The 22132-nt window shown below is 48.5% G+C and carries 25 protein-coding genes; 11 read left to right on the forward strand and 14 right to left on the reverse strand.

Annotated elements, in window-relative coordinates:
• Nucleotides 1-22: 22 nt before the first annotated feature.
• Complete coding sequence (locus ACKFKH_RS24195) at nucleotides 23-541, reverse strand: DUF4149 domain-containing protein (protein ID WP_446860929.1); 519 nt, start codon at nucleotides 539-541, stop codon at nucleotides 23-25.
• A 564-nt stretch (nucleotides 542-1105) separates the two neighbouring features.
• On the opposite strand from ACKFKH_RS24195, the gene ACKFKH_RS24200 reads away from it, so the two are divergent.
• Nucleotides 1106-1690 (forward strand): DUF2808 domain-containing protein, encoded by a 585-nt coding sequence (locus ACKFKH_RS24200; protein ID WP_446860930.1) that lies wholly within the window; start codon nucleotides 1106-1108, stop codon nucleotides 1688-1690.
• 13 nt (nucleotides 1691-1703) lie between these two features.
• Here the strand turns inward: ACKFKH_RS24200 and ACKFKH_RS24205 are convergent, their stop codons facing one another.
• From ACKFKH_RS24205 to ACKFKH_RS24220, 4 genes are all read right to left on the reverse strand, one after another.
• A complete protein-coding gene (locus ACKFKH_RS24205; protein ID WP_446860931.1) occupies nucleotides 1704-2057 on the reverse strand; it encodes a phenylpyruvate tautomerase MIF-related protein in 354 nt (117 codons plus the stop codon).
• Between the two features lie 75 nt (nucleotides 2058-2132).
• Complete coding sequence (locus ACKFKH_RS24210) at nucleotides 2133-2612, reverse strand: flavin reductase family protein (RefSeq protein WP_446860932.1); 480 nt, start codon at nucleotides 2610-2612, stop codon at nucleotides 2133-2135.
• A 197-nt stretch (nucleotides 2613-2809) separates the two neighbouring features.
• The gene (locus ACKFKH_RS24215) at nucleotides 2810-2929 is read right to left on the reverse strand and encodes a photosystem II protein Y (protein WP_446860933.1); all 120 of its coding nucleotides are present in this window, start codon (nucleotides 2927-2929) and stop codon (nucleotides 2810-2812) included.
• 70 nt (nucleotides 2930-2999) lie between these two features.
• Nucleotides 3000-3563 (reverse strand): gamma carbonic anhydrase family protein, encoded by a 564-nt coding sequence (locus ACKFKH_RS24220; RefSeq protein ID WP_446860934.1) that lies wholly within the window; start codon nucleotides 3561-3563, stop codon nucleotides 3000-3002.
• Nucleotides 3564-3654: 91 nt separating this feature from the next.
• On the opposite strand from ACKFKH_RS24220, the gene ACKFKH_RS24225 reads away from it, so the two are divergent.
• The 3 genes from ACKFKH_RS24225 to ACKFKH_RS24235 all read left to right on the forward strand — a co-directional run bounded on the left by ACKFKH_RS24225 (nucleotide 3655) and on the right by ACKFKH_RS24235 (nucleotide 6075).
• The gene (locus ACKFKH_RS24225; RefSeq protein ID WP_446860935.1) at nucleotides 3655-4164 is read left to right on the forward strand and encodes a TIGR02652 family protein; all 510 of its coding nucleotides are present in this window, start codon (nucleotides 3655-3657) and stop codon (nucleotides 4162-4164) included.
• Between the two features lie 95 nt (nucleotides 4165-4259).
• Nucleotides 4260-4664, forward strand: a complete 405-nt coding sequence (locus ACKFKH_RS24230) for a VOC family protein (protein WP_446860936.1) — start codon at nucleotides 4260-4262, stop codon at nucleotides 4662-4664.
• A gap of 22 nt (nucleotides 4665-4686) precedes the next feature.
• On the forward strand, nucleotides 4687-6075 hold the full coding sequence (locus tag ACKFKH_RS24235) for an AAA family ATPase (protein ID WP_446860937.1): 1389 nt from the start codon (nucleotides 4687-4689) through the stop codon (nucleotides 6073-6075).
• An 8-nt stretch (nucleotides 6076-6083) separates the two neighbouring features.
• Here ACKFKH_RS24235 and ACKFKH_RS24240 read toward each other — a convergent pair whose 3' ends face one another.
• The gene (locus tag ACKFKH_RS24240) at nucleotides 6084-6440 is read right to left on the reverse strand and encodes a hypothetical protein (RefSeq protein ID WP_446860938.1); all 357 of its coding nucleotides are present in this window, start codon (nucleotides 6438-6440) and stop codon (nucleotides 6084-6086) included.
• A gap of 104 nt (nucleotides 6441-6544) precedes the next feature.
• Here ACKFKH_RS24240 and ACKFKH_RS24245 point away from each other — a divergent pair, with 104 nt between their 5' ends.
• Complete coding sequence (locus ACKFKH_RS24245; RefSeq protein ID WP_446860939.1) at nucleotides 6545-7720, forward strand: AI-2E family transporter; 1176 nt, start codon at nucleotides 6545-6547, stop codon at nucleotides 7718-7720.
• Between the two features lie 43 nt (nucleotides 7721-7763).
• Here the strand turns inward: ACKFKH_RS24245 and ACKFKH_RS24250 are convergent, their stop codons facing one another.
• The 4 genes from ACKFKH_RS24250 to ACKFKH_RS24265 all read right to left on the reverse strand — a co-directional run bounded on the left by ACKFKH_RS24250 (nucleotide 7764) and on the right by ACKFKH_RS24265 (nucleotide 12327).
• On the reverse strand, nucleotides 7764-8423 hold the full coding sequence (locus ACKFKH_RS24250; protein ID WP_446860940.1) for a peptidase: 660 nt from the start codon (nucleotides 8421-8423) through the stop codon (nucleotides 7764-7766).
• A 92-nt stretch (nucleotides 8424-8515) separates the two neighbouring features.
• Entirely contained in the window at nucleotides 8516-8749 is a 234-nt protein-coding gene (gene secG / locus ACKFKH_RS24255) for a preprotein translocase subunit SecG (protein ID WP_446860941.1), read from the reverse strand.
• 35 nt (nucleotides 8750-8784) lie between these two features.
• A complete protein-coding gene (gpmI, locus tag ACKFKH_RS24260; protein WP_446860942.1) occupies nucleotides 8785-10383 on the reverse strand; it encodes a 2,3-bisphosphoglycerate-independent phosphoglycerate mutase in 1599 nt (532 codons plus the stop codon).
• Between the two features lie 225 nt (nucleotides 10384-10608).
• Entirely contained in the window at nucleotides 10609-12327 is a 1719-nt protein-coding gene (locus ACKFKH_RS24265; RefSeq protein WP_446860943.1) for an ABC-F family ATP-binding cassette domain-containing protein, read from the reverse strand.
• A 171-nt stretch (nucleotides 12328-12498) separates the two neighbouring features.
• On the opposite strand from ACKFKH_RS24265, the gene hisIE reads away from it, so the two are divergent.
• Nucleotides 12499-13146: a bifunctional phosphoribosyl-AMP cyclohydrolase/phosphoribosyl-ATP diphosphatase HisIE gene (hisIE, locus tag ACKFKH_RS24270; RefSeq protein ID WP_446860944.1), complete on the forward strand. Its 648-nt coding sequence runs from the start codon at nucleotides 12499-12501 to the stop codon at nucleotides 13144-13146.
• A gap of 283 nt (nucleotides 13147-13429) precedes the next feature.
• On the opposite strand, the gene ACKFKH_RS24275 is transcribed toward hisIE, so the two are convergent.
• Both ACKFKH_RS24275 and ACKFKH_RS24280 read right to left on the reverse strand, forming a co-directional pair.
• Complete coding sequence (locus ACKFKH_RS24275; protein WP_446860945.1) at nucleotides 13430-14206, reverse strand: hypothetical protein; 777 nt, start codon at nucleotides 14204-14206, stop codon at nucleotides 13430-13432.
• A 195-nt stretch (nucleotides 14207-14401) separates the two neighbouring features.
• On the reverse strand, nucleotides 14402-14941 hold the full coding sequence (locus ACKFKH_RS24280; protein ID WP_446860946.1) for a DUF1415 family protein: 540 nt from the start codon (nucleotides 14939-14941) through the stop codon (nucleotides 14402-14404).
• A 360-nt stretch (nucleotides 14942-15301) separates the two neighbouring features.
• Here ACKFKH_RS24280 and polA point away from each other — a divergent pair, with 360 nt between their 5' ends.
• Together polA and ACKFKH_RS24290 are read left to right on the forward strand one after the other, a co-directional pair.
• Nucleotides 15302-18205 carry a DNA polymerase I gene (gene polA / locus ACKFKH_RS24285; protein ID WP_446860947.1) on the forward strand — a complete coding sequence of 968 codons (2904 nt, stop codon included), beginning with the start codon at nucleotides 15302-15304 and terminating at the stop codon, nucleotides 18203-18205.
• 93 nt (nucleotides 18206-18298) lie between these two features.
• Nucleotides 18299-19126, forward strand: coding sequence for a class I SAM-dependent methyltransferase (locus ACKFKH_RS24290; protein WP_446860948.1), 828 nt, complete (start codon nucleotides 18299-18301; stop codon nucleotides 19124-19126).
• Here ACKFKH_RS24290 and ACKFKH_RS24295 read toward each other — a convergent pair whose 3' ends face one another.
• Complete coding sequence (locus ACKFKH_RS24295; RefSeq protein WP_446860949.1) at nucleotides 19127-19471, reverse strand: hypothetical protein; 345 nt, start codon at nucleotides 19469-19471, stop codon at nucleotides 19127-19129.
• A 24-nt stretch (nucleotides 19472-19495) separates the two neighbouring features.
• On the opposite strand from ACKFKH_RS24295, the gene ACKFKH_RS24300 reads away from it, so the two are divergent.
• Both ACKFKH_RS24300 and ACKFKH_RS24305 read left to right on the forward strand, forming a co-directional pair.
• Complete coding sequence (locus tag ACKFKH_RS24300) at nucleotides 19496-20284, forward strand: ABC transporter ATP-binding protein (protein WP_446860950.1); 789 nt, start codon at nucleotides 19496-19498, stop codon at nucleotides 20282-20284.
• A gap of 4 nt (nucleotides 20285-20288) precedes the next feature.
• Nucleotides 20289-21005, forward strand: coding sequence for an ABC transporter ATP-binding protein (locus tag ACKFKH_RS24305; RefSeq protein ID WP_446860951.1), 717 nt, complete (start codon nucleotides 20289-20291; stop codon nucleotides 21003-21005).
• A 90-nt stretch (nucleotides 21006-21095) separates the two neighbouring features.
• Here the strand turns inward: ACKFKH_RS24305 and ACKFKH_RS24310 are convergent, their stop codons facing one another.
• A complete protein-coding gene (locus ACKFKH_RS24310; RefSeq protein WP_446860952.1) occupies nucleotides 21096-21254 on the reverse strand; it encodes a hypothetical protein in 159 nt (52 codons plus the stop codon).
• 336 nt (nucleotides 21255-21590) lie between these two features.
• Between ACKFKH_RS24310 and ACKFKH_RS24315 the strand changes: the two genes are divergently transcribed.
• Nucleotides 21591-22073 carry a hypothetical protein gene (locus tag ACKFKH_RS24315; RefSeq protein ID WP_446860953.1) on the forward strand — a complete coding sequence of 161 codons (483 nt, stop codon included), beginning with the start codon at nucleotides 21591-21593 and terminating at the stop codon, nucleotides 22071-22073.
• Nucleotides 22074-22132 lie beyond the last annotated feature (59 nt).

Genomic DNA, 22132 nt, shown 5'->3' on the forward strand with positions numbered 1-22132 from the left:
ACCGCATTCTGTTGTACCAAACTTATCTGAGTGCTTCGGAAGGACGATCAAGCGTCCAGCCCAAAAGCACGCCTCCCGCTACAAACTTGATCATTTCCAAAATCCAATAGCTGATGTGAAGTTGATTCATCCCGTCGGGGGTCGCGATCGACGACTCAAACAAGTCGAGTTGTATCCCTAAAGCCCCCATTTCTGGCGTGATGAAGTAGGTGCAGATCATCGCCGACGACAGTAGCAAAAGTGATAACAACACACTGGTTCGTTTGCTGTTTGCAGTCATTTTGCGCTGCACAAGTACGCCCGTCACCACTAGCGCTGCACAGAGCAATTCGATTCGATTAAAGATCCAAAAAATCCCATAGCCTGCGGGGACAAAATCAGGCTGAGACATCATTCCTGAAGCGTAGAGACTCGGCATTATCACCAAATCCAAGAACAGGCTGGCACCCAACCAAAACGCCAAAGTTAAGGTCAAGATCTTGTGCCATGCGACAGATTGGGAGGAAGCAGGTCTGAAATCAACCTTAGAACTAACCGTCATAAAAGCCTCTATTTCATGTCTCATTTGTAGGCTAACAAAAATCTGTTTGAAACTGGGACAATCCACAAGAAACTTAGTAAAAGAACGGCTCTTCTTTTTGGGTTAAAAGATTAGCTTTAAAAGCAATAAACCTGACGGAAGAGTGTCAGGTCTACTACAAAAATATTGGAGAGCCAGGTACATTACTAAGTGTGTGCTTTCTGCAACTCAAAAGGTCTGAAAATAATTTCAATCCCTCCTGATCAACGATCGTACAAACTAGATAAGAACAGTAGCCAACATGTACTTCTTGAGAGTTGCAGTTGCTTTGGGAAGGAGACACGTCCCAAAAAGCGGTTGGTTAGAGAGACTGAAGTGATGTCTCTTTGTGTCTGTATAAACAGTAGCATCCACGATTTGGGAAATTGGCGATCGTGAATGGATAAAAATCCAATTTAATAGAAGTTAATATTTGCTTAAACTGCGACACAAAGCAGTCCAAAAAGCGATCGCTTAGACTAAAAACAGCACTTCTAGACCAATCACTTTCCCAAAATTACAATTAAACAAACCTTAAAATCAGTCATGCTCAAACGTCTTGCCCTGTCGATCGCAGCCACCATTATTTCGTCTATCGGAGCCAATCTGGGAGACGCGACCCAACCTGCTCAAGCTGTCCAATTGGCTGATGGCACGGTTTACTTTACATCGCCCCCTCGACTGGTCGGAGCCTCTACCACATTTAACTCAGTGCAAGCGTGGTCAGCCACTTATTACTTCACGATGAATTTGCTGGAGAATGCAGGCGAGCCGTTACAGCGCGTCACCATTGCCCAGGACGAGGGCACCGACACCATCCGATTTGACCCCAAGCGAATTGAAGCCTTTGAAGGAGAACGAAACCATTTGGGCGCAAAAATTCCCCTTCAGGCAACGGTTGATCGCAAAGCTCGATCGGTTTCCATCACCTTCGATCCGCCTGTGGCACCGGGAAGACTGGTGACGATCGCCCTATCCCCCGACCAAAATCCCCTCTATGGCGGCGTTTATCTGTTTGGCGTGACGGCCTTTCCAACTGGAGAAAAGTCCCACGGTCAGTTTCTAGGCTTTGGGCGACTGCACTTCTACGAAAGCGGCCCCAGTTTTTTTAGAGGCTCAATTTTCCATTAAGGTAAGGGCTGACTTACCCAAATGTTGTGCCATTCCAGCCCCACATTGCACCCTTGGCATCAGTAAACTCGATGTAGATCCGATCGATCGCCACGCCCAACCCCTCATTCACTTGCTGACAAAACTCCTGGCTCATCAGCTTTACCTGCGCGGCACTCATCGAACCAATGCTCTTAATTTCGATATAGCAAGCTGGATCGGTCGTGCCCGCAAAGGTCATCGCGACACTGGGTTCGAATACCGTCATCACGTAAGATTCGGGCTTTCCAGTTTGTTTGGCGAGACTGGCAGAAAGCGTTTTGAGTAGAGTGGCGATCGTCGTGGGATTGGGAGAGGCGATCGAAGTCTGAACTTTGATAAACGGCATAAGCAAAGGATGAGGGATGAATACATGTCAATAATACAGATCTCTTCACCCGTTCATTCCATTGCTAACCCATTGCTAACCGCCGTACTGCCAGCCTGTGCTTTCGAGTCGTAGCGGGTCGCCTTCTCGATGAATGCCTGCGGCAATCACTTCGCCTACAAAAACAGTGTGATCGCCTTTATCCACCATGCCTACAACTTGACATTCGACATAGCCCAGCGAGTCTGAAATAATCGGGCAGCCCGTTTCACCGAGATAAAAATCAACATCCTCAAACTTATTGCCGACTCGACGCTGAGGCTTAAAAAACTTTTGCGCCATTTCTTTCTGACCCGCTTCGAGAATACTCAGGGCAAAAACGCCACTCGATCGAATCATCGCATTAGAGCCAGAATCCTGCTTAACACAATTGACCACCAGCGGCGGCGTAAAAGAAGCCTGCATCACCCAGCTTGCTGTAAAACCATTCACCTCTTCTCCGTCCTTCACACCACACACATACAGCCCGTGGGGGATTTTGCGGAGCATGGTCTTTTTAGCCTGTTCATCCAACATCGAGTCACCTAATTGAAGTCTCTAAAATTAAGCTTAACAAGCTAGAAATCCTGGAGATCATTATTTTTTACGTGGGGCAACCCCTTGCGGGTAAGGAGATTGCAATCCATCTCATAAAACAAATCCGGCTCTCCCTAATTTCAGAAAAGTCGGATCTGTCAATAATCTGTCAACAATCTAACCGTAAGCGAATCTGACTATTTGGCCAAGAAAGCTTGCACTTGCTTGATGGCGGCAGGAAGAATTCGAGAAATTGCCCAGCCTCCAGCAGCCAAAATCGGAAACAAAACAATCAATACACGAAAGTCGAAATCCATAACCGTGTTCTCTCTAAAGGCTTTGTTATCTTTCAGTTGTACCGCATTTGGGTACGTTTTCAAAGTACTTTCATTTTTGTGAAGCTGACTGATGAAAGCCTAGATCGCTCCCTTTTCCAGCGTGAACTAAAGCCAGCTTTTCGTACTGTTGAGCATGTTCGATCAGATGAGTAACTTCAGCCTCAGACAGATCGCGCAATGGTTTGGCAGGCACGCCGACGACAAGCGATCGCGCCGCTACATCCTTCGTCACCACTGACCCTGCCCCAATGATGCTCCCTGCTCCGACGCGCACCCCATCTAAGACGATCGCTCCAATCCCAATCAAACTACCTCGCTCGACATAGGCACTGTGAATGACTGCCCGATGGCCCACCGTTACGTAATCTTCCAAAACCGTCGGTTTGCCCGGATCTCCATGTAAAATTGCACCGTCTTGAATATTAGTGCTGGCTCCAATCACAATGCGTTCGACATCGCCCCGGACGATCGCGCCATACCAGATACTTGCCCCTGCGGCCACTTCTACCTGACCGATCACAGTCGCATTGGGGGCGACAAAAGCCGCTTGAGAGAGATCGGGAGGCGACCAATAAGATGGGGTAAATCGAAAAGATTGGTTGAAGTTATTCACAGTTCGGCAGAATGGGGCTAGAGGAGGAAACTTCCCTAGTTATAATAATTTCACGCTTCTCCATGCACAATTACATGATCGCTTGCACTTCATGACCAGCCCAGGTTTTCAATATCCAATTTTTGGCCCAGAGATTCAGTGCCCTCACTGTCGTCAGACAATCCCGGCGTTGACTCTGACAGACACCTATCTGTGCCAGCGTCATGGTGCATTTGAGTCAGACCCCAAAACAGGCGAACTCATTCATCTTCAGTCTGGACGACACTGGCGACTGTGGAAAGATGAGTGGTACCGACAACACACCCACCCAGATGGGATTCGATTTGAGATCCATGAGGCCCTCGATCGTCTTTACACTCAGGGCTACCGAGCCACACGAGTCATCATCGCCCAGCGCTACAAGGAGCTAATCAGCACTTATCTAGAGCGCAGCACTCCCTGGCGTGGCCAAAACGATGCTCAAAAACCCCGTCTCTATGGTCTCCCGGTTGAGTTTAGCCCCGATCCCAAAGAAGAACCGTGTTGGGATGTCATCAATTTTGACTTAGAAAAAGAACCCGGTGCCCCTGTCCGCTATCCCTACTTTCGACTCTTTGAATAAAACTATTTGAATGAAACTCAGAGGGATTCAGCGATCGAGGACGAAAACCAAACTTAAAGTTCCTCCCTCCTCCCTCCCCCCTCCTCCCTTTTCTTATGCATCACGTTTCGATTCGGACGGCTGATATCTTTCGGGCGATCGCTTTCTACGAGCGTTTAGGGTTCACCGTGCAGGAGCGATTTACGACGGGCTATACGCTGGCCTGCTGGATGGAAGGACTCGGCCGCATTGAGTTGATCCAGATTCCTGAGCCGCACCCTGCTCCCGATGCCTTTGGAGACGAGCATTATGTAGGCTACTATCATCTCTCGTTTGACTTGAGCGAAATCACGGATAGTTTGCCCGATTGGTTAGAGAGTTTAAAGCAGCAGGACGATTCTTTGAAGGTGCTTTTGGAGCCGACCCAGCAAATGATTGGAGATCGGGTCTACGAAGTCGCCTTTATCGCGGATGCGGATAGCTTGCCTCTAGAATTGATTCGTGAAATGAAATCGCCCTGAGTCGCTCTTCATCAAAACTTCCATGCCCGAACCTTTCTCAGACAATTGGACGTATCTCAAAGTAGAACTAAGTTGGCTAGAACGGTTGCTTTTATTAGCTGTGACACGACAAAAAAAGGAGGCTAAGGAAGTCGATCGAATCGCTCAAACTCGCGCCGATCGAGCCACGGCTCACTGGTGGAAAGGCATGGTCAGCCTGGATGGACTGGTCGCTTACGAGTCGCCTGTGCCCCAAAAAGTAGAGTCCTCCGAAGCGCCCAAAGGCAACTACCAGCAGCAAATTGAGGCGAGAGTCAAAGCGAGTCAGCAGCAGGGCATCATTTTGGCGTTACCAACTCTGTGCGATCGACTCAATCTAACCCCGTTTGAGAAGAATCTGATTTTGATGGCGATCGCGCCAGAAGTGCATCGTCGGTATGCTCAGTTGTATGAATATTTGCAGGGAAAAGACGGCACTCACGCCAATCTTCCCAGTGTTGATCTGGCGTTGCGGTTGTTTTGTCGAAAAGATGACGAGTGGAAAGCAGCGCGATCGTCTCTCACAAATTGCAGTCCATTAATTCAGCATCGATTGGTAGAACTGGTTTTCTCGCAAGAAGCGCCGTTGTTAAATCGACTGATCAAACTATCAGATTCATTAGTGAATTTTTTGCTGTGCGATCGTCCCACTCTGTCAGATTTAGATCAACTATTAAATTCAAAAGCCCACACTTCACACCTCACGCCTCACGCCTCACATCCTCACACTTTCTCAGATCTGGTTTTGCCAGATTCTCTAATCGAAACGCTGCAAAATTTTTGTTTTCAAATGAAGTTTTCTTCACAAGTCGAAGCCTGGGAATTTGGGTCATGTAAAGGAATTTTGGCTCTGATGTTAGGCGCTAAAGGAACTGGAAAAACGATCGCTGCTAAAACGATCGCCCACACTTTACAAACTCCTTTAACATCCGTCAACTTATTAGAAATCACTCACCATACTGAATTACTTACAGAAATCTTGACCGAATCGCCCAAAATTCTACTCATCAAGTCGGCTCACATCTGGTTAGGAAGACAGTCGCCCCTAACTCGATCAGAAGTGCATCAATTTCTTAAAGCACGGCAAGAACCCCAATACTTAACATTCATGACTGTTGAGAGAATGCCTGCAATTCAACAAGCCTGGAAACCGCTCTCAATTTTGCAATTTCCATTTCCTGATGCGAAAGCACGATCGCGCCTTTGGCACCAAGCTTTTTCCTCAAAAGTTCCGCTTAGTGACGATATTGATTGGGATTTTTTAGCAAACAAATTCCCCTTAACAGGTGGAGAAATTCAAACGATGGCCCGATCGGCTGCTGTTTGGGCGATCGCCGACTCTTCAGACTCCAAGATTGGAATGCGACACTTGCTCAAAGCGCTAGAAAAATAACTAAACTTTTACGGGAGCCTTCCCACTCGTCCCAATAGCGGAAGCTCGATCGCTTTACGTTTCCACAAGCGCACCATCAGCCACAAATTCACCAAAAAATAGCCCGATGTCAGAAGGCTACCCGTGACCAATAGCGGCAACTGCAACGATTCAGACGTGCTTGTCCCAAAACCGACCAAAAAATAAGCCACCAACCAGCCCAGCGCCAATTTGATCACCAACCGACTCAACGATCGCTCCTGTCTCGTTCCTTGATGTCGATAAAGCGTCCACAGAGCCGGAAAAAAACCAAACACAGGCAGCAGATACAAAAACAGCTTGAGGTGTTGAATGTCGTCGTTTTCAAAGGAATCAGGATCGCGCATAGCCAAAAGTCAGAATTAGGGAGGATGAGCCAGAGTGTGAAGGAGAGGGATAATAAACGTAAGGTTGATGTGAATCGATCGCTACTGTTATTTTTGGCTGCAACATGCACAAAAGCAACAAGCTGCTCAATTGGTGGAACGAAATTACTCCGGTGGCCCGTGTGGTCACGATCGCGCTTACAGCCCCGCTTTTGGTCTTAAATGCCTGGGCTTTCTCATCGATATTTGACTACTTCCACTCGTTAATTGTCATCTTGATCGCGGCATCCCTGCTGACTTTTTTGCTCAATTATCCGGTGGGGTTGATGCAGCAGCATGGGGCAACGCGCGGACGGGCGGCGATCGTCGTCTTTCTGTTTGCGTTGTCGGTGCTGTTGGGGTTGGGCGTGACGCTGGTGCCTCTGGCGATCGAGCAGGCTCAACAACTCGTCGTCCGGTTGCCAGAATGGATCGACTCTGGTCAAAGACAGCTAGTTTTGCTCAACGACCAGCTTGAGGGGGCAGGGTTTCCGATCAATTTGGATATTTTGGCAGAACAGATCAACGATCGCCTCAAAAGTTCGCTACAAGGTCTGACCTCAGAAGTCTTAAATCTGGCCGTCTTTACGGTAACCAGTTTGCTAGATGTGTTGCTAACGCTGGTCTTGACGTTTTATCTCTTGCAGCACAGCGACCAACTTTGGGCCAGCCTGGTGGAATGGTTGCCCGCTAAGATTCGTCAGCCCTTTTCTGAAACGTTGCGCCTTAGCTTTCAAAACTTCTTTTTTGGGCAGTTGATCTCCGCAACGATGATGGGGTCTGCGCTGACGATCATTTTTCTGTTTTTACGGGTGCCCTTTGGCTTGCTGTTTGGGCTGACGATCGGCACAATGGCGCTTGTTCCTTTTGGCGGCTCTGTTGGAATTGCCCTGGTCACCTTGTTGGTGGCGCTGCGTGACATTGGAGTGGGCGTTGAAGTGCTAATTTCTGCGCTAATCGTCCAACAAATTGTCGAAAACCTGATTGCACCCAGAATTATTGGCAGTGTGACGGGGCTAAATCCGGTCTGGGTATTTTTGGCAATTCTTACAGGAGCGAGGGTTGGCGGACTGCTAGGAGTTGTGATTGCGGTGCCGACTGCGGTTGTGATCAAAAGTGCATTGGTTGCCCTGCGATCGCCTACCAGTCCCACAAGTCTAATTTTGACTGAACCCCACGCCCCGTCTCAACCCACGATCCTTGAGGACAAACCTGACAAAAGTGTGAAAGACCTGCGATCGGGTCAGCCTGCCGAAGGTTAAAAAGGGTTAGAAGAATAGATATGAGAGTTTGTTACAGCACCCGTTAGCTTTTTCCCGTTTTGGGAATTGGCCAGCCCGATCGCGTCGGTTGTTCATAAACTCGCTTAAGCGTATTCACATCTCTCGGAGAAATCAAAGGCGGATTGCGGACTTGAGAAAAGTACAGGGCATCCGTTTGTAGCGGACTGTGCCCCCAAATTCCCAATGCATGACCCAACTCGTGGCGGGCAGAGGCCAACACATAGTCGATCGCCTGATTTGGCTTGACGATCACCGTACAGCGATGCGCCAAGATGGCCGAAGAATTAGAAATCTGCTTTGTGTACAGTTCATATCTCGTCTCAGCCGATCGCGCACGAGCCGCACGAAGATTTTGAGACCGTAAAGGAATGGACGATCGCAACACTTGAATATCTGCCTGATCTGGTTCGCTCACGGTTTGCAACGGCAAAAATACAGTCCACTCTTGAATCGCCGTTTGTACCGCTTTTACCCAGGCTTGGGCCCGCTTGTCTCCATCCGTGACAGGTTCGATATAAACCGCGATCGGAAACTGTGACCAAACCAAATACTCTGGCTGAGTCTTCTGAATCTGATCAAAATAGTCGCCCTGAGACCGATCGCCCTGTTGCGCCAGCGTTCTTGGTAGCGGATGCACTTGAGGCGCGGGCAGCAGATTCGCTTCCAAGGGATTCAGTGCCAAGAGAAGTAGGCACCCCAGACAGCAGAAAATTCCCAGACGCACAACTGCTCTGAGAAATCTGTTGCAGAATTGCCCTTTCCAGACGTTCAAGCCTATTTTCCTAACCAGCCAGCACTGAGGATCACCGTAATTCCGATAAACAAAACGGTGAGAATCCAGGTTGCTCGATTTAAGGTTGTTTCGGCACTCTTGGTACTCGTAAAGAGTTGAGCCTGCCCACCCAAACCACTCAGTCCATCCCCTTTGGGACTATGCAACAGCACGAGGACAATCATCCCCGCCGCACAAAACATCCAAATCGCTTTCAAAACGTAAACTGCTGTCATCGTCACAATTCCACAAAACAACTGATAATTCCAGATTACCTGGCAATCTTCACAGGTGTCCGATTTTTACGAACCTCAAACCCGGCAGACTCGATAATCGATCGCCCCGTCATCTCAGAAGGTTGATCCAGCCTGAGAATGTCGAGAATCGTGGGGGCGATATCTGCCAGACGACCATCTTCTCTCAGCGCCACATCCGTCCCGTGTCCCGGAATCTTTAGCCCTTCCCCTTCTACCAGGATAAACGGAACGGGATTTGTCGTGTGCGCCGTCCAGGGGTTTCCTTGCTCGTCCCACATCAGTTCTGCGTTGCCGTGGTCTGCAATGATGATCGCCGTTCCCCCAGCGCGATTGACGTTCTCTAATAGACGACCGAGACATTTATCGACCACTTCTAGAGCGGTCACCGTCGCATCCATTTGTCCTGTGTGACCAACCATATCTGGGTTGGCGTAGTTGATCACAATCAGAGAATAAACTTTCTTTTCAACGGCGGCGACGGCCACATCGGTTACAGCCTCGGCAGACATTGCGGGGGCACTGTCGTAGGTCAACACCATCGGACTCGGCACCAACTCTCGATCTTCACCCGGAAAAGGGTCTTCTAGTCCGCCGTTAAAAAAGTAAGTAACGTGGGCGTATTTTTCAGTCTCCGCAGTACGAAGCTGGCGCAATCCGTGTTGAGAAATCACTTCACCGAGAATATTATTCAAATTTTGCGGCTCAAAGGCCACCAAAACAGGGAAATGGGGATCGTACTGGGTGAATGTGGCAAACGAGAGCGGTTGAATCTGTTGACGATCGAAGCTATTAAATTTGGGATCGACAAAGGCCTGAGTGAGTTGGCGGGCCCGATCGGGGCGAAAGTTAAAAAAGATCACGCCGTCTCCCGCTTCTAGTGCGCCAGGGGCAATGCGGGTGGGCAATACAAATTCATCCGTTTTGCCTGCGTCGTAGGAAGCTTGCAGTACTTCCATAGCAGAACGCCCATCGCCAGAGCCGTCCTGGGTGATCGTGTCATAGGCGAGTTGTACCCGATCCCAGCGGCGATCGCGATCCATTGCATAATAACGACCGCTGAGCGTTGAGATCTGTCCGATGCCGATACGAGCGATCGCGGCTTCAATCTGACCGACCGCCTCCAATCCATCGTGAGGCTGGGTGTCTCGCCCGTCGGTAATCACATGCAGGCAGACTGTTTGAATGTTTTGTGCTTTAGCCAATTCAAGTAGCCCAAACAGATGAGTCAAATGAGAATGTACGCCTCCCTCAGAACACAAGCCCACCAGATGTAGCTTGCCGTTACTCTGCCGCACGTCTTCACAAACCTTGACTAACTTAGGATTTTTGAGCAGCGTACCATCTTCGACCGCATCTGAGATTCGTACCAGTTCTTGAGGTACGACTCGACCCGCCCCGATATTGAGATGTCCCACTTCTGAGTTGCCCATTTGACCATCCGGCAGCCCAACATCTTTGCCAGAAGTCCGAATCAACGTGTGAGGGTAGACTTCCCACAAGCTGTTCATCACGGGTGTGTTAGCGGCAGCAATGGCGTTCCCGTCTTTGTCTTCGCGATAACCCCAGCCGTCTAAAATAATTAGCACTACAGGAGAGACAGGCACCTGCGCCATAGTTGAACGCCCTTCCACTAAATATTTCTCCGCAAATGATACCACTGCAACTGAGACCCTTTAACGCCCAAACTCCCGACAAAGTTAATCTGTTTGAGGAGTAAAGAGTGGGTTAAGAAGGCGACAAGGATTGAACCCAATCGCTCAAGGCAATCTTAGCAATCAGTAATAAATGGTTAAATTACAGACTGTCTGTTTTGTTTAACCTCTACCTTTGTACTTAGATCAGCGAGCCTTTTGCGTTTTCTTTGCCTTTTCTTTCTCTTTCTGTTTTTCTCGCTTAGATTCCACTTTTGCGGTTTTTTCGGCTTCGATCGCCATTAGTTTATTTTTCTCTTTTTCTTCAGCAATTTTATCGAGATAGTAGTGATAATCTCCCCGATAAAGACGCAGTTCTCCGTCTCGAATTTCGACGACTTTATTGACGGTTTGTGAGATGAAATAGCGATCGTGCGACACAATAATCACGCTGCCATCGTAGTTTTGAATCGCCTCTTCGAGCATCTCTTTGGCAGGAATATCAAGGTGGTTGGTCGGTTCATCTAAGATCAATAAATTGGCGGGACGCAACAGCATTTTTGCCAACGCAAGTCGGGCTTTTTCGCCCCCGCTGAGAGATTCTACTTTTTTGAACACGGTGTCTCCACTAAAGAGAAATCGACCCAACAGCGTCCGCACTTCTTCATTCGTCCACTTCGGAACTTCGTCGTGAATGGTTTCGACAACGGTTCTTTGTAAGTCGAGGGCTTCGGCTTGATTTTGCTCAAAATAGCTGGGCAAAACGTTATGATCCCCTAACTTAATGCTGCCGTCGCTGGGGTTTTCCATACCCATAATTAAGTGCAGCAAGGTCGATTTTCCGGCTCCGTTGGGCCCCAAAATGGCAATGCGATCGCCCCGCTCGATCAGCAACTCAGCCCCCAAAAACAAAATCTTTTCGCCGTAGGTATGCACGAGATCCTTGATGATCACCACTTCTCGACCACTACGAGGAGCCGGAGGAAAGCGAAAATGCAGCGATCGCACATCTGAATCAGGTGCCTCAATCCGCTCAATCTTGTCTAACTGTTTCTCACGGCTCTTGGCTTGAGTACTGCGGGTGGCACTGGCCCGAAAGCGATCGACAAAGGTTTGCTGTTTTTCTAATTCTTTTTGCTGCCGCTCAAAGGCGCTCATTTGGGCATCCCGCAGTTCGGCTTTTTGGGCTAAGTAGGCGGAATAGTTACCGAGATAGGTGGTAGATACGCCGCGCTCAGTTTCGACAATTTGGGTGCAGAGGCGATCGAGAAATTCCCGGTCATGGGAGACGATTACCATCGGGGTAGACAAGCCTTTGAGGTAAGTTTCGAGCCACTCGATCGTTTCTAAATCTAAATGGTTGGTCGGTTCATCCAAGAGCAGCAGATCGGGTTTTTGCAGAAGAATTTTGCCCAAACTCATTCGCATTTGCCAACCGCCACTAAAGGCACTGACTAAGCGATCGCCGTCTTCGCTCTCAAACCCCAGTTCCGGCATAATTTTCTCAATGCGAGACTCTAAGCCGTAGCCGTCTAAGGCTTCAAACCGTCGCTGTAGCTTGTCCATTTTGTGGATCAGCTTATCTAATTCTTCTGGGTCAGCCGTCTCCATCGCATGGTGAACTTTGGACAGCGCTTCATGAACGTCGTTGGCTTCTCCAAAGGCTCGCCAAAATTCTTCTCGAACGGTGCGTGTGGGATCGACTTCAAATTCTTGGGTCAGGTAAGCGATGTGTAGACTCGCCGGACGAATCACCTCACCCGTCGTCGGCTCCATTTCGCCTGCAATGATCTTCAGCTGCGTCGATTTGCCAGCCCCATTCACGCCGACCAGACCGACTCGATCGCCGGATTTGACCTCCCAGTTGATATCTTTTAATACTTCGCCAGTGGGATAAATCTTACTGACGTGTTCGAGTCGCAGCATGTTGGGAGGCTCCAGAGGAATCGGTTAGGGATTGTTGCAGGATAAACAAATCGTAACAAGAGATGGAGAGATTGTGAAAATCCTCTTTGCCGTGATCGATCTGAAACGTCCTCAGTCAATGAAACTCGCAAATGATATCGTGAGCAGGTGAATGATTAGTGTCTCTTTGCCATGTCAGCTTCCGAATCTCTTTCCGCACAGTCGATCCCAGTTGAAAAAATTCAGTATGACGATCGGGGTCTGGTTCCTGCGATCGTGCAAGATTATCTCGATGGCACTGTCTTGATGATGGCCTGGATGAATGCGGATTCGCTACAAAAGACCTTAGAGACGGGCGAAACCTGGTTTTGGAGTCGATCGCGCCAGTCATTTTGGAACAAGGGCGCAACGTCGGGACACCTTCAAAAGGTCAAAGCAATTCGGTATGACTGTGACAGCGATGCTTTGTTGGTGACTGTAGAGCAGATTGGTGAGATTGCTTGTCACACAGGAGAGCGCAGTTGTTTTCATCAGGTGAATGGCACGATTACGCCGCCGCCTGCCGATACGCTGTCTCAGGTGTTTGAGGTGATCTGCGATCGTCGGGATCATCCCAGTGAAGGCTCTTACACTCGCAAGCTATTGGATGGCGGCGACAACACAATTCTCAAAAAAATTGGCGAAGAAGCTGCCGAAGTCGTAATGGCTTGTAAAGATGATGATCCCGATGCAATCGCCGGAGAAGCTGCCGACTTGCTCTATCACACATTAGTCGCGATCGCGTATCACAACGTCGATCTCAAAGCCGTCTATCGCAAACTTCAGGAACGCCGCCGATAAGATGACTTGCAATGGAATGAGAATTGAATCAGGTCGTTTACTGCCAAGTTACTTCGCTCCCTAAATCCCCCATTCTGGGGAACTTTGAGATCAAAAAATTCTGGAATTCAAAATGGGTTCGAGCTTCAAAGTCCCCCAAATTTGGGGAATTTAGGGAACTGCAACCCATTGAAACGAAGCCAAAATCAACTGACCAGGCATATTTGGAGAATTTCAGGTTAATAAACTCGCGTTCCTAAGCGGGGAGGGCGATCGTACTGACGTTGAGTTATTCTCCCCTTTCTCAGAACGGTCGGCGAGGGGACGCGCTAAATTTGTTGCGATCGAGCGCAAAGTCTCCATCCACAAACGCCCCGACTTCGGTGCCTGCTTCGTAGGTCATGTTTTTGCCCTTGAATAGCAGTGCCAGTGGGTTGATGATCGCCGCAACTGCAATGATCCCTCCTGACGTACCGCCGCCGCCTTCTTTACTGCCGCGCAGAGCCACCCGTTCGCCGCTGACCAAGGTGACTTCTTTGATGGCGATCTCTAGTTTGCCTTTGCGTCCGAGCATTCCAGAGCGTTTGACATCGGTGACAACACCCTTGGCGCTGGCACCTTTAGCAATCACCACTGCATTGCTGATAATCACATCTTCTGCGACTTCAAACTCGATCGGGTCGTTCTTCTCCGCATTTTTTGAAGAAACGGTTTGCTTAAACTTGAGCTTGATTGGAGTGCCATCGGCCAACCCAAAGGTCAGAGCCGGGATTGCAGAAGCGGGAGGTAAAGGTTGTCGTGTTTGGCTGATCTTCATAACAGGAGTCGCATTGGCTATGCTCGGAAAGTAAGTCGCCATTGCGACAACATCTAACCCAACAAACAGCGCAGACATGACAACAAGAGCCTTCTTCATGGGTATAGTTCCTGAGAGTATGTAGAGATTGAGAAGTTTGGGCAAAGTGCCGATCGAATCGACAAGATCTGCCCCGGCGATCGCAGACCCGATGAGATTTTGTTTGAACCAGAAGCCTACAGCAGACTTGAGAATAATCTCGGTTTTGTGTGCCCCTATAGTCATCACCGTCCAAACTTGCTTTTACGCCAAAAAGCTAACTTTCAGTCAAAAACACTGTCAAGGTTTTCGTGAGAAACGATCGACAGCTTTATGGGTCAGACTAGGTTACAAAAATCGCTTTTTTAACTAAGTACAGAAACATTTAAAGGATCAACAGGGATCAACGCTGCAAACTCCTGTGTAGACCGATCGCAGGACTCAAGGATCTTCTTTTGCAGGAGTCGATCGCGGATAACCCACTGAGTTGAGCGCTTCGGGTGTCCAATTGTCGTAGTAGTGCGTGGTTGCCAATCGAGTCGAGGCTTGCGTGAGTTTGTTGATCGATTGAATGGTCAAATTGAGAAAGGGGTCTTGTCGAGTCCGAACGCCCTGAATGTTAAAAGCATCGTCGGGGTGTCCTCCAAATGCAGTCAAGTCAAGTGGCTGAAGGTGTGTATTCAAACGATCGACTTGTTGTTGAAAGCGGTCAAAACTCGTCACCTGGCAGTCAGGATGGATTAACAGCAAAACGTCATGCTGTCTGGTTTGAGCAAATTGATGAATCATCTGCATCAACGGCGAAGACGACGTGAGATCATCCAATCGAAATCGCTGCACCTGAAAGTCAATTTTGTGGTGCAGCCGGGCCTGCTTGGCAAATGGACAAATCGGCAAACCTCCAAATACGGGATGTGGCTGCTCTAAAACATCCTGCAAATATTGAGTCATCGCAGCAATCACGCTCGCTGTTTCTGGCATTCAGCCTCTCCTCACGGTTGGACTTTGGACTTCGGACTCTGAACCTCGGACATTGGATCTTGGGCGTTGCTGAATCAGGGGGTGTGCCCCAAAGCGGCGGGAACCCCAAGGTTCAAAGTCCCCCAAAATTGGGGATTTAGGGAGCGAAAAGATGGACACTTCCCACAGATTCATCCCTTCAATCAGCAACGCCGGATCTTGGACTTTGGACAGAGCAAATTTTAGTTTAAGGTCTAAGGTTCAATGTGTAATATTTGACCTTCAACGCTCTCTGTTCACCGTCTGACGTCTTCTTCAATCCCCCGATTCCCCCGGACGCTCTTCGCTAAAATAGAATCTGTCCCCTGCCGAGCCTTTCCCTTGACTGCCACTTCTCCCAAAATTGTTCTTGTTGATGGTCACTCCCTGGCCTTTCGCTCTTATTTCGCGTTTGCCAAAGGTCGAGATGGCGGACTTCGGACTTCGACTGGGATTCCGACTAGCGTCTCTTATGGGTTTCTCAAAGCGCTGCTCGAAACGATCGACCTCGAACGCCCCGATTATCTAGCGATCGCCTTCGATTTGGGGGGAGCGACCTTTCGCCACGATGCCGATGATACCTACAAAGCCGGCCGACCCGAAGCGCCCGAAGACTTTATGCCTGACCTGGAAAACCTTCAGGAATTGCTCAAGGCGATGAATCTGCCGATCGTCGTCACGCCGGGATATGAGGCTGATGATGTGATTGGGACGCTGACTCGCAAGGCCAAGCAGGAAGGCTTTCAAGTCAAAATTTTGAGTGGCGATCGCGATCTGTTTCAACTCATCGATCCCGAAGAACAGGTGAAAGTGCTCTATATGAGTACGGTCTACGGCAAGGGAACTCAGCCGCCACGAGAGTTTGGCATCGCGCAGGTTAAAGACAAGTTGGGCGTTTTGCCGTCTCAGGTGGTGGACTTTAAGGCGCTGTGTGGCGACCCGTCGGACAATATTCCCGGCGTAAAAGGGATTGGCGAAAAGACGGCCGTGCAGCTTTTGACGACCTACGGAACGCTGGAAAATGTGTATGCGTCGATCGACGAGATCAAAGGAGCCGTCAAGAAGAAACTGGAAACCGGAATTGAAGACGCTCGACACTCGCAATGGATGGCGCAAATTCATCTCGATGTGCCGTTGGAGATTGATCTCAAATCCTGCCAGCTACACGGGTTTGATGAAGCGGTTGTGTTACCTCTTTTCGAGAAATTAGAGTTCAAATCTTTTCTCAATCGGGTTAAAAAATGGCAACAACAGTTGAGCGGCGAATTTGTGGAAGACAAGCCTGTTGCCGAGCCGGATCAGCCGTCTGCTAATGTTCCTCGATTTGAGAGTGACGATCTGTGGTTCTTTAGCGCCGAAGATACCGAAAATGCCGAAAAGATCGAGGCGGTCACGATTTCACCTCAGATCATTGACACGCCCGAAAAACTGGCTGACCTGATCGAAATTCTGCAAACCTGTACCAATCCAGAAATTCCGGTCGCCTGGGACACTGAGACAAATTCGCTAGAGCCGCGAGATGCTGATTTGGTGGGAATTGGCTGCTGTTGGGCAGATCAGTTTGACTCGGTTGCTTACATTCCTCTGGGGCACACGTCGGGCGGCAATCTCGATAAAACCACGACCCTCGAAGCGCTGCGTCCGATTTTGGAAGGGAGTCAATATCCCAAAGTGTTGCAAAATGCCAAGTTCGATCGCCTTGTTTTGCGCTTTCAGTCTATTCATCTAGAAGGGGTCGTCTTTGACACGATGTTGGCCAGCTATGTGATCAATCCCGAAAGTAGCCACAAACTGAGCGATTTGAGTCAGCGCTATCTCAGTACCCAATCTCAAGACTACGAAGATCTGGTGTCTAAGGGACAAACGATCGCGGATATTCCGGTTTCCAAAGTCGCCATCTATTGCGGATTGGATGTGTATACGACGTTTCATCTCGTGCCAAAGCTGCGATCGGAGCTACAGGCCCTTCCTCAACTGCATCGCTTGTTATTGGAAGTTGAGCAACCGTTAGAACCTGTGTTGGCAGAAACGGAAGCGTGCGGTGTGCGAATTGATCAGGCGTATCTCAAAGAATTCTCGAAAAATCTGGAGCAGGATTTACACAGCCTTGAGCAACGTGCTTATGAGTTTGCGGAGGAGAAATTTAGCCTCGGATCGCCCAAACAACTGAGTGAATTGCTGTTCGATCGCCTGGGACTCGATCGCAAAAAATCACGCAAAATTAAAACAGGCTATTCCACCGATGCGGCAACGCTTGAGAAGCTACAGGGCGACCATCCCGTCGTCGATTTGATTTTAGAACATCGCACGCTCTCAAAGCTGAAATCGACTTATGTAGACGCTTTGCCGACGCTGGTTCGACCCGATACACATCGAGTTCACACAGACTTTAACCAAACGGCGACTTCAACAGGGCGGCTGTCTTCCTCTAATCCCAACCTGCAAAATATTCCCATTCGCACGGCGTTTAGTCGTCAGATTCGCAAGGCGTTTATTCCGCAAGACGGCTGGCTGATGGTGGCGGCAGACTATTCACAAATCGAGTTGAGAATTCTCGCTCACCTGAGTCAAGAACCCGTCCTATTAGAAACTTACCGGAACAATCAAGACGTTCATACGCTGACGGCTCGACTATTGCTCGACAAAGAAGAGATCAGTTCTGAAGAACGCCGTCTTGCAAAAATCATTAACTTCGGGGTAATTTACGGCATGGGTTCTCAGCGGTTTGCACGAGAAGCAGGCGTGTCGCCCTCGGTTGCCAAAGAATTTATCGAACGGTTTAACGATCGCTATTCCCGTGTGTTTGCCTACTTACAACAAATGCAGCGAGAAGCGATCGCCAATGGCTATGTCGAGACGATTTTGGGACGACGACGCTACTTCAGGTTTGCCAGCGAGTCATTACAAAAACTGCGCGGTCGAAAGCCCGATGCGATCGAGTTAAATAAACTTAAACTACGCGATCAGTTTGATGCGGGATTATTACGAGCCGCCGCCAACGCTCCTATTCAAGGCTCCAGTGCTGACATTATCAAGATTGCTATGATCCGCTTGCACGAATTGCTAAAAGATTATGAGGCAAATCTGTTGCTGCAAGTGCATGACGAACTTGTGTTTGAAATCCACCCCGACGACTGGAAAAGCTTAGAGCCTCAGATCAAATCCACAATGGAAGACGCTGTGCAATTAAGTGTGCCGCTATTGGTAGAAATTCGTGCGGGACAAAACTGGATGGAGACGAAATAGCAGAGCGTGGGAATTAACTGTTAGACATTGAACATTAGACATTGAACAGCAGCATTTTAAGCCTCTGTTGGGTCTTTGCCTTTGCAAAATGATATGCAGAAAGATGACGGCGATCGATTAAATAAGGCTCATCAGGTTGGTGAAAGTAATCGAGAAATCTATGGCGATCGTAGCATCGTGCAATATTACACTCAGTTGAATTTGCTCCAGCCTGCCGAACAAATGATTCTAGATTTGCTGAAAGATCAACTGTCAACGATGAAGATGCTAGACATCGGAGTAGGTGGGGGACGTACCACTCAACACTTCTCTCAACTTGTAAGAGACTATGTTGGCATTGACTACTCCACAGAGATGGTTAAAGCTTGCCAAAAACGCTTTTCAGCTTCTCCTCAGTCTTTGAAATTTGAGGTTTGCGATGCTAGAAATATGAGTCAATTTGCAGATAACTCATTTGACTTTATTTTGTTTAGCTTTAATGGAATTGATTATGTTTCACAGAGCGATCGCTTGACAATTTTCCGAGAAGTTAGCAGAGTCGGTAAGCCAGGAGCCTATTTCTTCTTCTCAAGCCACAATCTCAATGGAATTGAACCAGAATTTAATTGGAGAAATCGAATTAAATTCAATCCTTTGGCTACCTATGTCAATCTAGTGATGTTGGCTCTACTACGCTTTTTTAATCGGTCGATCGAGCTTGATCAACTCAAGACTGCGACCCATGCAATCATCAAAGACGAATCTCACAACTTTCGCCTCAATACTTACTACATTAGACCTCAAGCACAGATCACTCAACTAGAAATAGACTTTAGCAATGTGCAAATTTATTCCTGGCAAAGTTGTCTAGAAATTACTTGTGAAACTGAGTTGTCTTCTAATACAGATATGTGGCTTTACTACTTGTGTACAGTTGATTGATCAAGAATTACAGCAGATTTCAGGTTTATATTGTTGCTGGGTCTGCCCCCAATATTCGCAGTATTCTGATAGGGTCGCATCCGGGTGTTGCTCCACGATCAAGGCTAACTGAGCCTCACAGCCTGCTAACTCACGCTTCATCCCTCCCCCTTGCTTCCTTGGGTTGAGATGTCCTTCGACTTGTTGTTTGAGCATCTTCTGCACAAAAGCTTTAGTGACCTCAAATTGAGCCGCTATCTTCCGAACCGAGGAGCCGCCCGCTTGATTGCACAGACTTAAAACCTGCTGTATTTGTGCGAATGCTAGAAAGATTCGTCGATCGCAGGTTGTCGATCTTTGAGACAATCCTTTCAAGGTTAGAATTCACCAATGTCTCACTCTATTGCTGCCCGATCGCCTCATCCAGTTTTACAAGCAAAAGCCTTGACTCGTCGCTTTGGGGGATTAGTCGCGGTTAATCAAGTTTCTTTTAGCGTTAACACAGGCGAAATTTTCGGACTCATTGGCCCCAATGGCGCGGGCAAAACGACGTTGTTTAATCTGGTGACGGGGCTGGTTGAGCCATCTAGTGGACAAATGCTTTATCAAGGAACCGATATTTCTCGCCTGCGACCCCATCAGATCGCCCAAAAAGGAGTGGCCAGAACCTTTCAAAATATTCGCTTATTCTCAGACCTGTCGGCTCTAGAAAATGTCATGATTGCTCGACATATTCACACCCAAAGCGGACTTTTTCGAGGGGTATTGGGGCTGTCACCTGGGCCGCGAGAAGAACAGCAAACGCGATCGCGAGCCAGCGAATTGTTGAATCTAGTCGGACTGAGCGATCGTGCCCAAGAAAAAGCCTGCAATTTTCCCTATGGCGATCAGCGTCGGCTAGAAATCGCCCGTGCTTTGGCGCTAGAACCCTCCGTCTTGCTGCTCGACGAACCTGCTGCGGGAATGAATCCGCCCGAAAAGCAACAGTTGAGTGACTTTATTCGCACGATTCGGGATCAGTTTGATTTGACAATCTTGCTGATCGAGCATCATGTGCCGCTGGTGATGGGGCTGTGCGATCGCATTGCGGTTCTCGATTTTGGGCAACTCATTGCGCTGGGCGATCCGGCGGAGGTCAAGCACGATCCGGCAGTGATCGAGGCTTATCTGGGAGGATGAACGGATGGAAAATCTGCCGCTTTTAGAGATTCAAAACCTGAGCGTTTGGTATGGCGCAATTCAAGCACTGCAAGCGATCGATCTGACCATCTACCCTGGAGAAGTGGTCACGCTACTTGGCGCAAATGGAGCTGGAAAAAGCACCACACTGAGAGCCATTTCGCGCGTCGTCAACCCGCGTCAGGGCAGCATTCTCTATCACCGTCAAGAAATTACGCGGCGGCAGCCTCACGAAGTCGTCAAACTAGGAATTGCTCACAGTCCAGAAGGGCGAAGGGTTTTGACTCGTCAAACGGTGTTGGATAACTTGGAGTTAGGGGCTTATAGTCGAGCCGATCGCCTGGGCATCAAGTCAGACATTGAGCAGCAGTTTTTACAGTTTCCACGATTAGCCGAGCGCAAAAATCAGCTTGCAGGCACCTTGAGCGGCGGAGAACAGCAGATGTTGGCGATCGCTCGTGCCCTGATGAGTCGTCCTAAGCTGTTGCTTTTAGATGAACCGAGTTTAGGATTGGCCCCAGCGATCGTGCGAGAAATTTTCTCTATCATTCAAAACCTAAGAACCACGGGAATGACGATTCTCTTAGTCGAACAAAATGCTAATCTCGCGCTACAAATCGCTGATCGAGGTTATGTGTTAGAAGCTGGCTGCATCACCCTATCAGGGTGCGCTGAAGACTTGTTGAGCAACGATCGCATTAGACAAGCCTACCTGGGATAGTTTTTAGCAGTCGTAAGTTCAACTATCCAGGTAGCCGTCTTTCGGCAGACCTTTCGATTTCAAGCTCGATCGTCCCTCCAAAGCACTCTTTTACTCACCAAAGCACCAGGCGAATCCGATCAAAATTCCCAATCCTGTTAGCCAAAGGGGAACTTTTAGCGCAAAAACAAATTCTAAGGGAACTAGAACCAAAATTTGAGCAAGCGACAATCCTGCCAAGAGAACCACAACTAAACCGACTAAAGGCATCGTTCTTGTTTTGCTGAAGAATGACTTTGATCATAGATCGCATCAAAACACCAAAGGTGTCTGATGATCAGTCAGAGGTCTTTTTAGTTGTAGCAACCCTTCGTTTTTAATGCTCATTTGCTCAAGCTGGTTTAACTCTGAACGCTAAGTAGTTTCTCCGGAGCTATTTTCTACTTTGCGTAGTATTTATATTATTTCTATGTGAAATAAACGCGGATAGAACTGTTAAGAGCAGTAAACTAAAAATAGCTAAGTTCAGAAAAAAGTACGGGCAAAAAGCCCACCTCAATAGACCATTCAAGCAATTTGTAAAACTTTTAGTGTGTGAGATAGTTGATGATGATAAATTTGGCTAAAAATCGATTTAAGTGGAGCAGTATCTTAGCAGGACTCGTTGCTTTGGGAGCCGTTCCTGTTGGGGCACAACCCGCAAATTTTGGCACTCTAACACTCAATTCCGAAACTCGATCGGGAGTTTTGTCAGGCTCTACAGGAGGCTCAACTTCGCTGCCTGCGATCGTCAGCAATCGCGATCGTAATAATAATACATGCCTGGGATTTGCTGACCCCAAACCGGATCACACATTGGTATTACAACAGCCTTTTTCTCGACTGAAGTTGAGTATTAACAATGGAGGAAATGACACCACGATCGTCGTTTCTGGCCCTAATAACACTATCCGCTGTAGCAGTGATTCTGATAGTAAAGATGCCCACCTTGAAGATACGGATTGGCAGCCAGGCACTTATCGAGTTTGGGTCGGCTCGGTCGAATCCGGTAACCGACGCAACTATCGATTAACTGTGCAGGGAAATTAGACCTAAAGCTTGTCGATCATCGCACATCAAGCCCACTCCTCGTCTACTCAAGTAAAGCG

Source organism: Phormidesmis sp. 146-20 (assembly GCF_052939475.1).

Coding starts and splice junctions, on each gene's coding strand:
- ACKFKH_RS24280 (WP_446860946.1), bottom strand. CDS start 14,941: ATGCCAGAAACAGCGAGCGTGATTGCTGCGATGACTCAATATTTGCAG.
- ACKFKH_RS24290 (WP_446860948.1), top strand. CDS start 18,299: ATGCAGAAAGATGACGGCGATCGATTAAATAAGGCTCATCAGGTTGGT.
- hisIE (WP_446860944.1), top strand. CDS start 12,499: ATGTCAGCTTCCGAATCTCTTTCCGCACAGTCGATCCCAGTTGAAAAA.
- ACKFKH_RS24240 (WP_446860938.1), bottom strand. CDS start 6,440: ATGCGCGATCCTGATTCCTTTGAAAACGACGACATTCAACACCTCAAG.
- ACKFKH_RS24215 (WP_446860933.1), bottom strand. CDS start 2,929: ATGGATTTCGACTTTCGTGTATTGATTGTTTTGTTTCCGATTTTGGCT.
- ACKFKH_RS24230 (WP_446860936.1), top strand. CDS start 4,260: ATGCATCACGTTTCGATTCGGACGGCTGATATCTTTCGGGCGATCGCT.
- secG (WP_446860941.1), bottom strand. CDS start 8,749: ATGACAGCAGTTTACGTTTTGAAAGCGATTTGGATGTTTTGTGCGGCG.
- ACKFKH_RS24245 (WP_446860939.1), top strand. CDS start 6,545: ATGCACAAAAGCAACAAGCTGCTCAATTGGTGGAACGAAATTACTCCG.
- ACKFKH_RS24275 (WP_446860945.1), bottom strand. CDS start 14,206: ATGACTATAGGGGCACACAAAACCGAGATTATTCTCAAGTCTGCTGTA.
- ACKFKH_RS24210 (WP_446860932.1), bottom strand. CDS start 2,612: ATGTTGGATGAACAGGCTAAAAAGACCATGCTCCGCAAAATCCCCCAC.
- ACKFKH_RS24310 (WP_446860952.1), bottom strand. CDS start 21,254: ATGCCTTTAGTCGGTTTAGTTGTGGTTCTCTTGGCAGGATTGTCGCTT.
- ACKFKH_RS24200 (WP_446860930.1), top strand. CDS start 1,106: ATGCTCAAACGTCTTGCCCTGTCGATCGCAGCCACCATTATTTCGTCT.
- ACKFKH_RS24300 (WP_446860950.1), top strand. CDS start 19,496: ATGTCTCACTCTATTGCTGCCCGATCGCCTCATCCAGTTTTACAAGCA.
- gpmI (WP_446860942.1), bottom strand. CDS start 10,383: ATGGCGCAGGTGCCTGTCTCTCCTGTAGTGCTAATTATTTTAGACGGC.
- ACKFKH_RS24305 (WP_446860951.1), top strand. CDS start 20,289: ATGGAAAATCTGCCGCTTTTAGAGATTCAAAACCTGAGCGTTTGGTAT.
- ACKFKH_RS24265 (WP_446860943.1), bottom strand. CDS start 12,327: ATGCTGCGACTCGAACACGTCAGTAAGATTTATCCCACTGGCGAAGTA.
- ACKFKH_RS24205 (WP_446860931.1), bottom strand. CDS start 2,057: ATGCCGTTTATCAAAGTTCAGACTTCGATCGCCTCTCCCAATCCCACG.
- ACKFKH_RS24235 (WP_446860937.1), top strand. CDS start 4,687: ATGCCCGAACCTTTCTCAGACAATTGGACGTATCTCAAAGTAGAACTA.
- ACKFKH_RS24315 (WP_446860953.1), top strand. CDS start 21,591: ATGATGATAAATTTGGCTAAAAATCGATTTAAGTGGAGCAGTATCTTA.
- ACKFKH_RS24195 (WP_446860929.1), bottom strand. CDS start 541: ATGACGGTTAGTTCTAAGGTTGATTTCAGACCTGCTTCCTCCCAATCT.
- ACKFKH_RS24225 (WP_446860935.1), top strand. CDS start 3,655: ATGACCAGCCCAGGTTTTCAATATCCAATTTTTGGCCCAGAGATTCAG.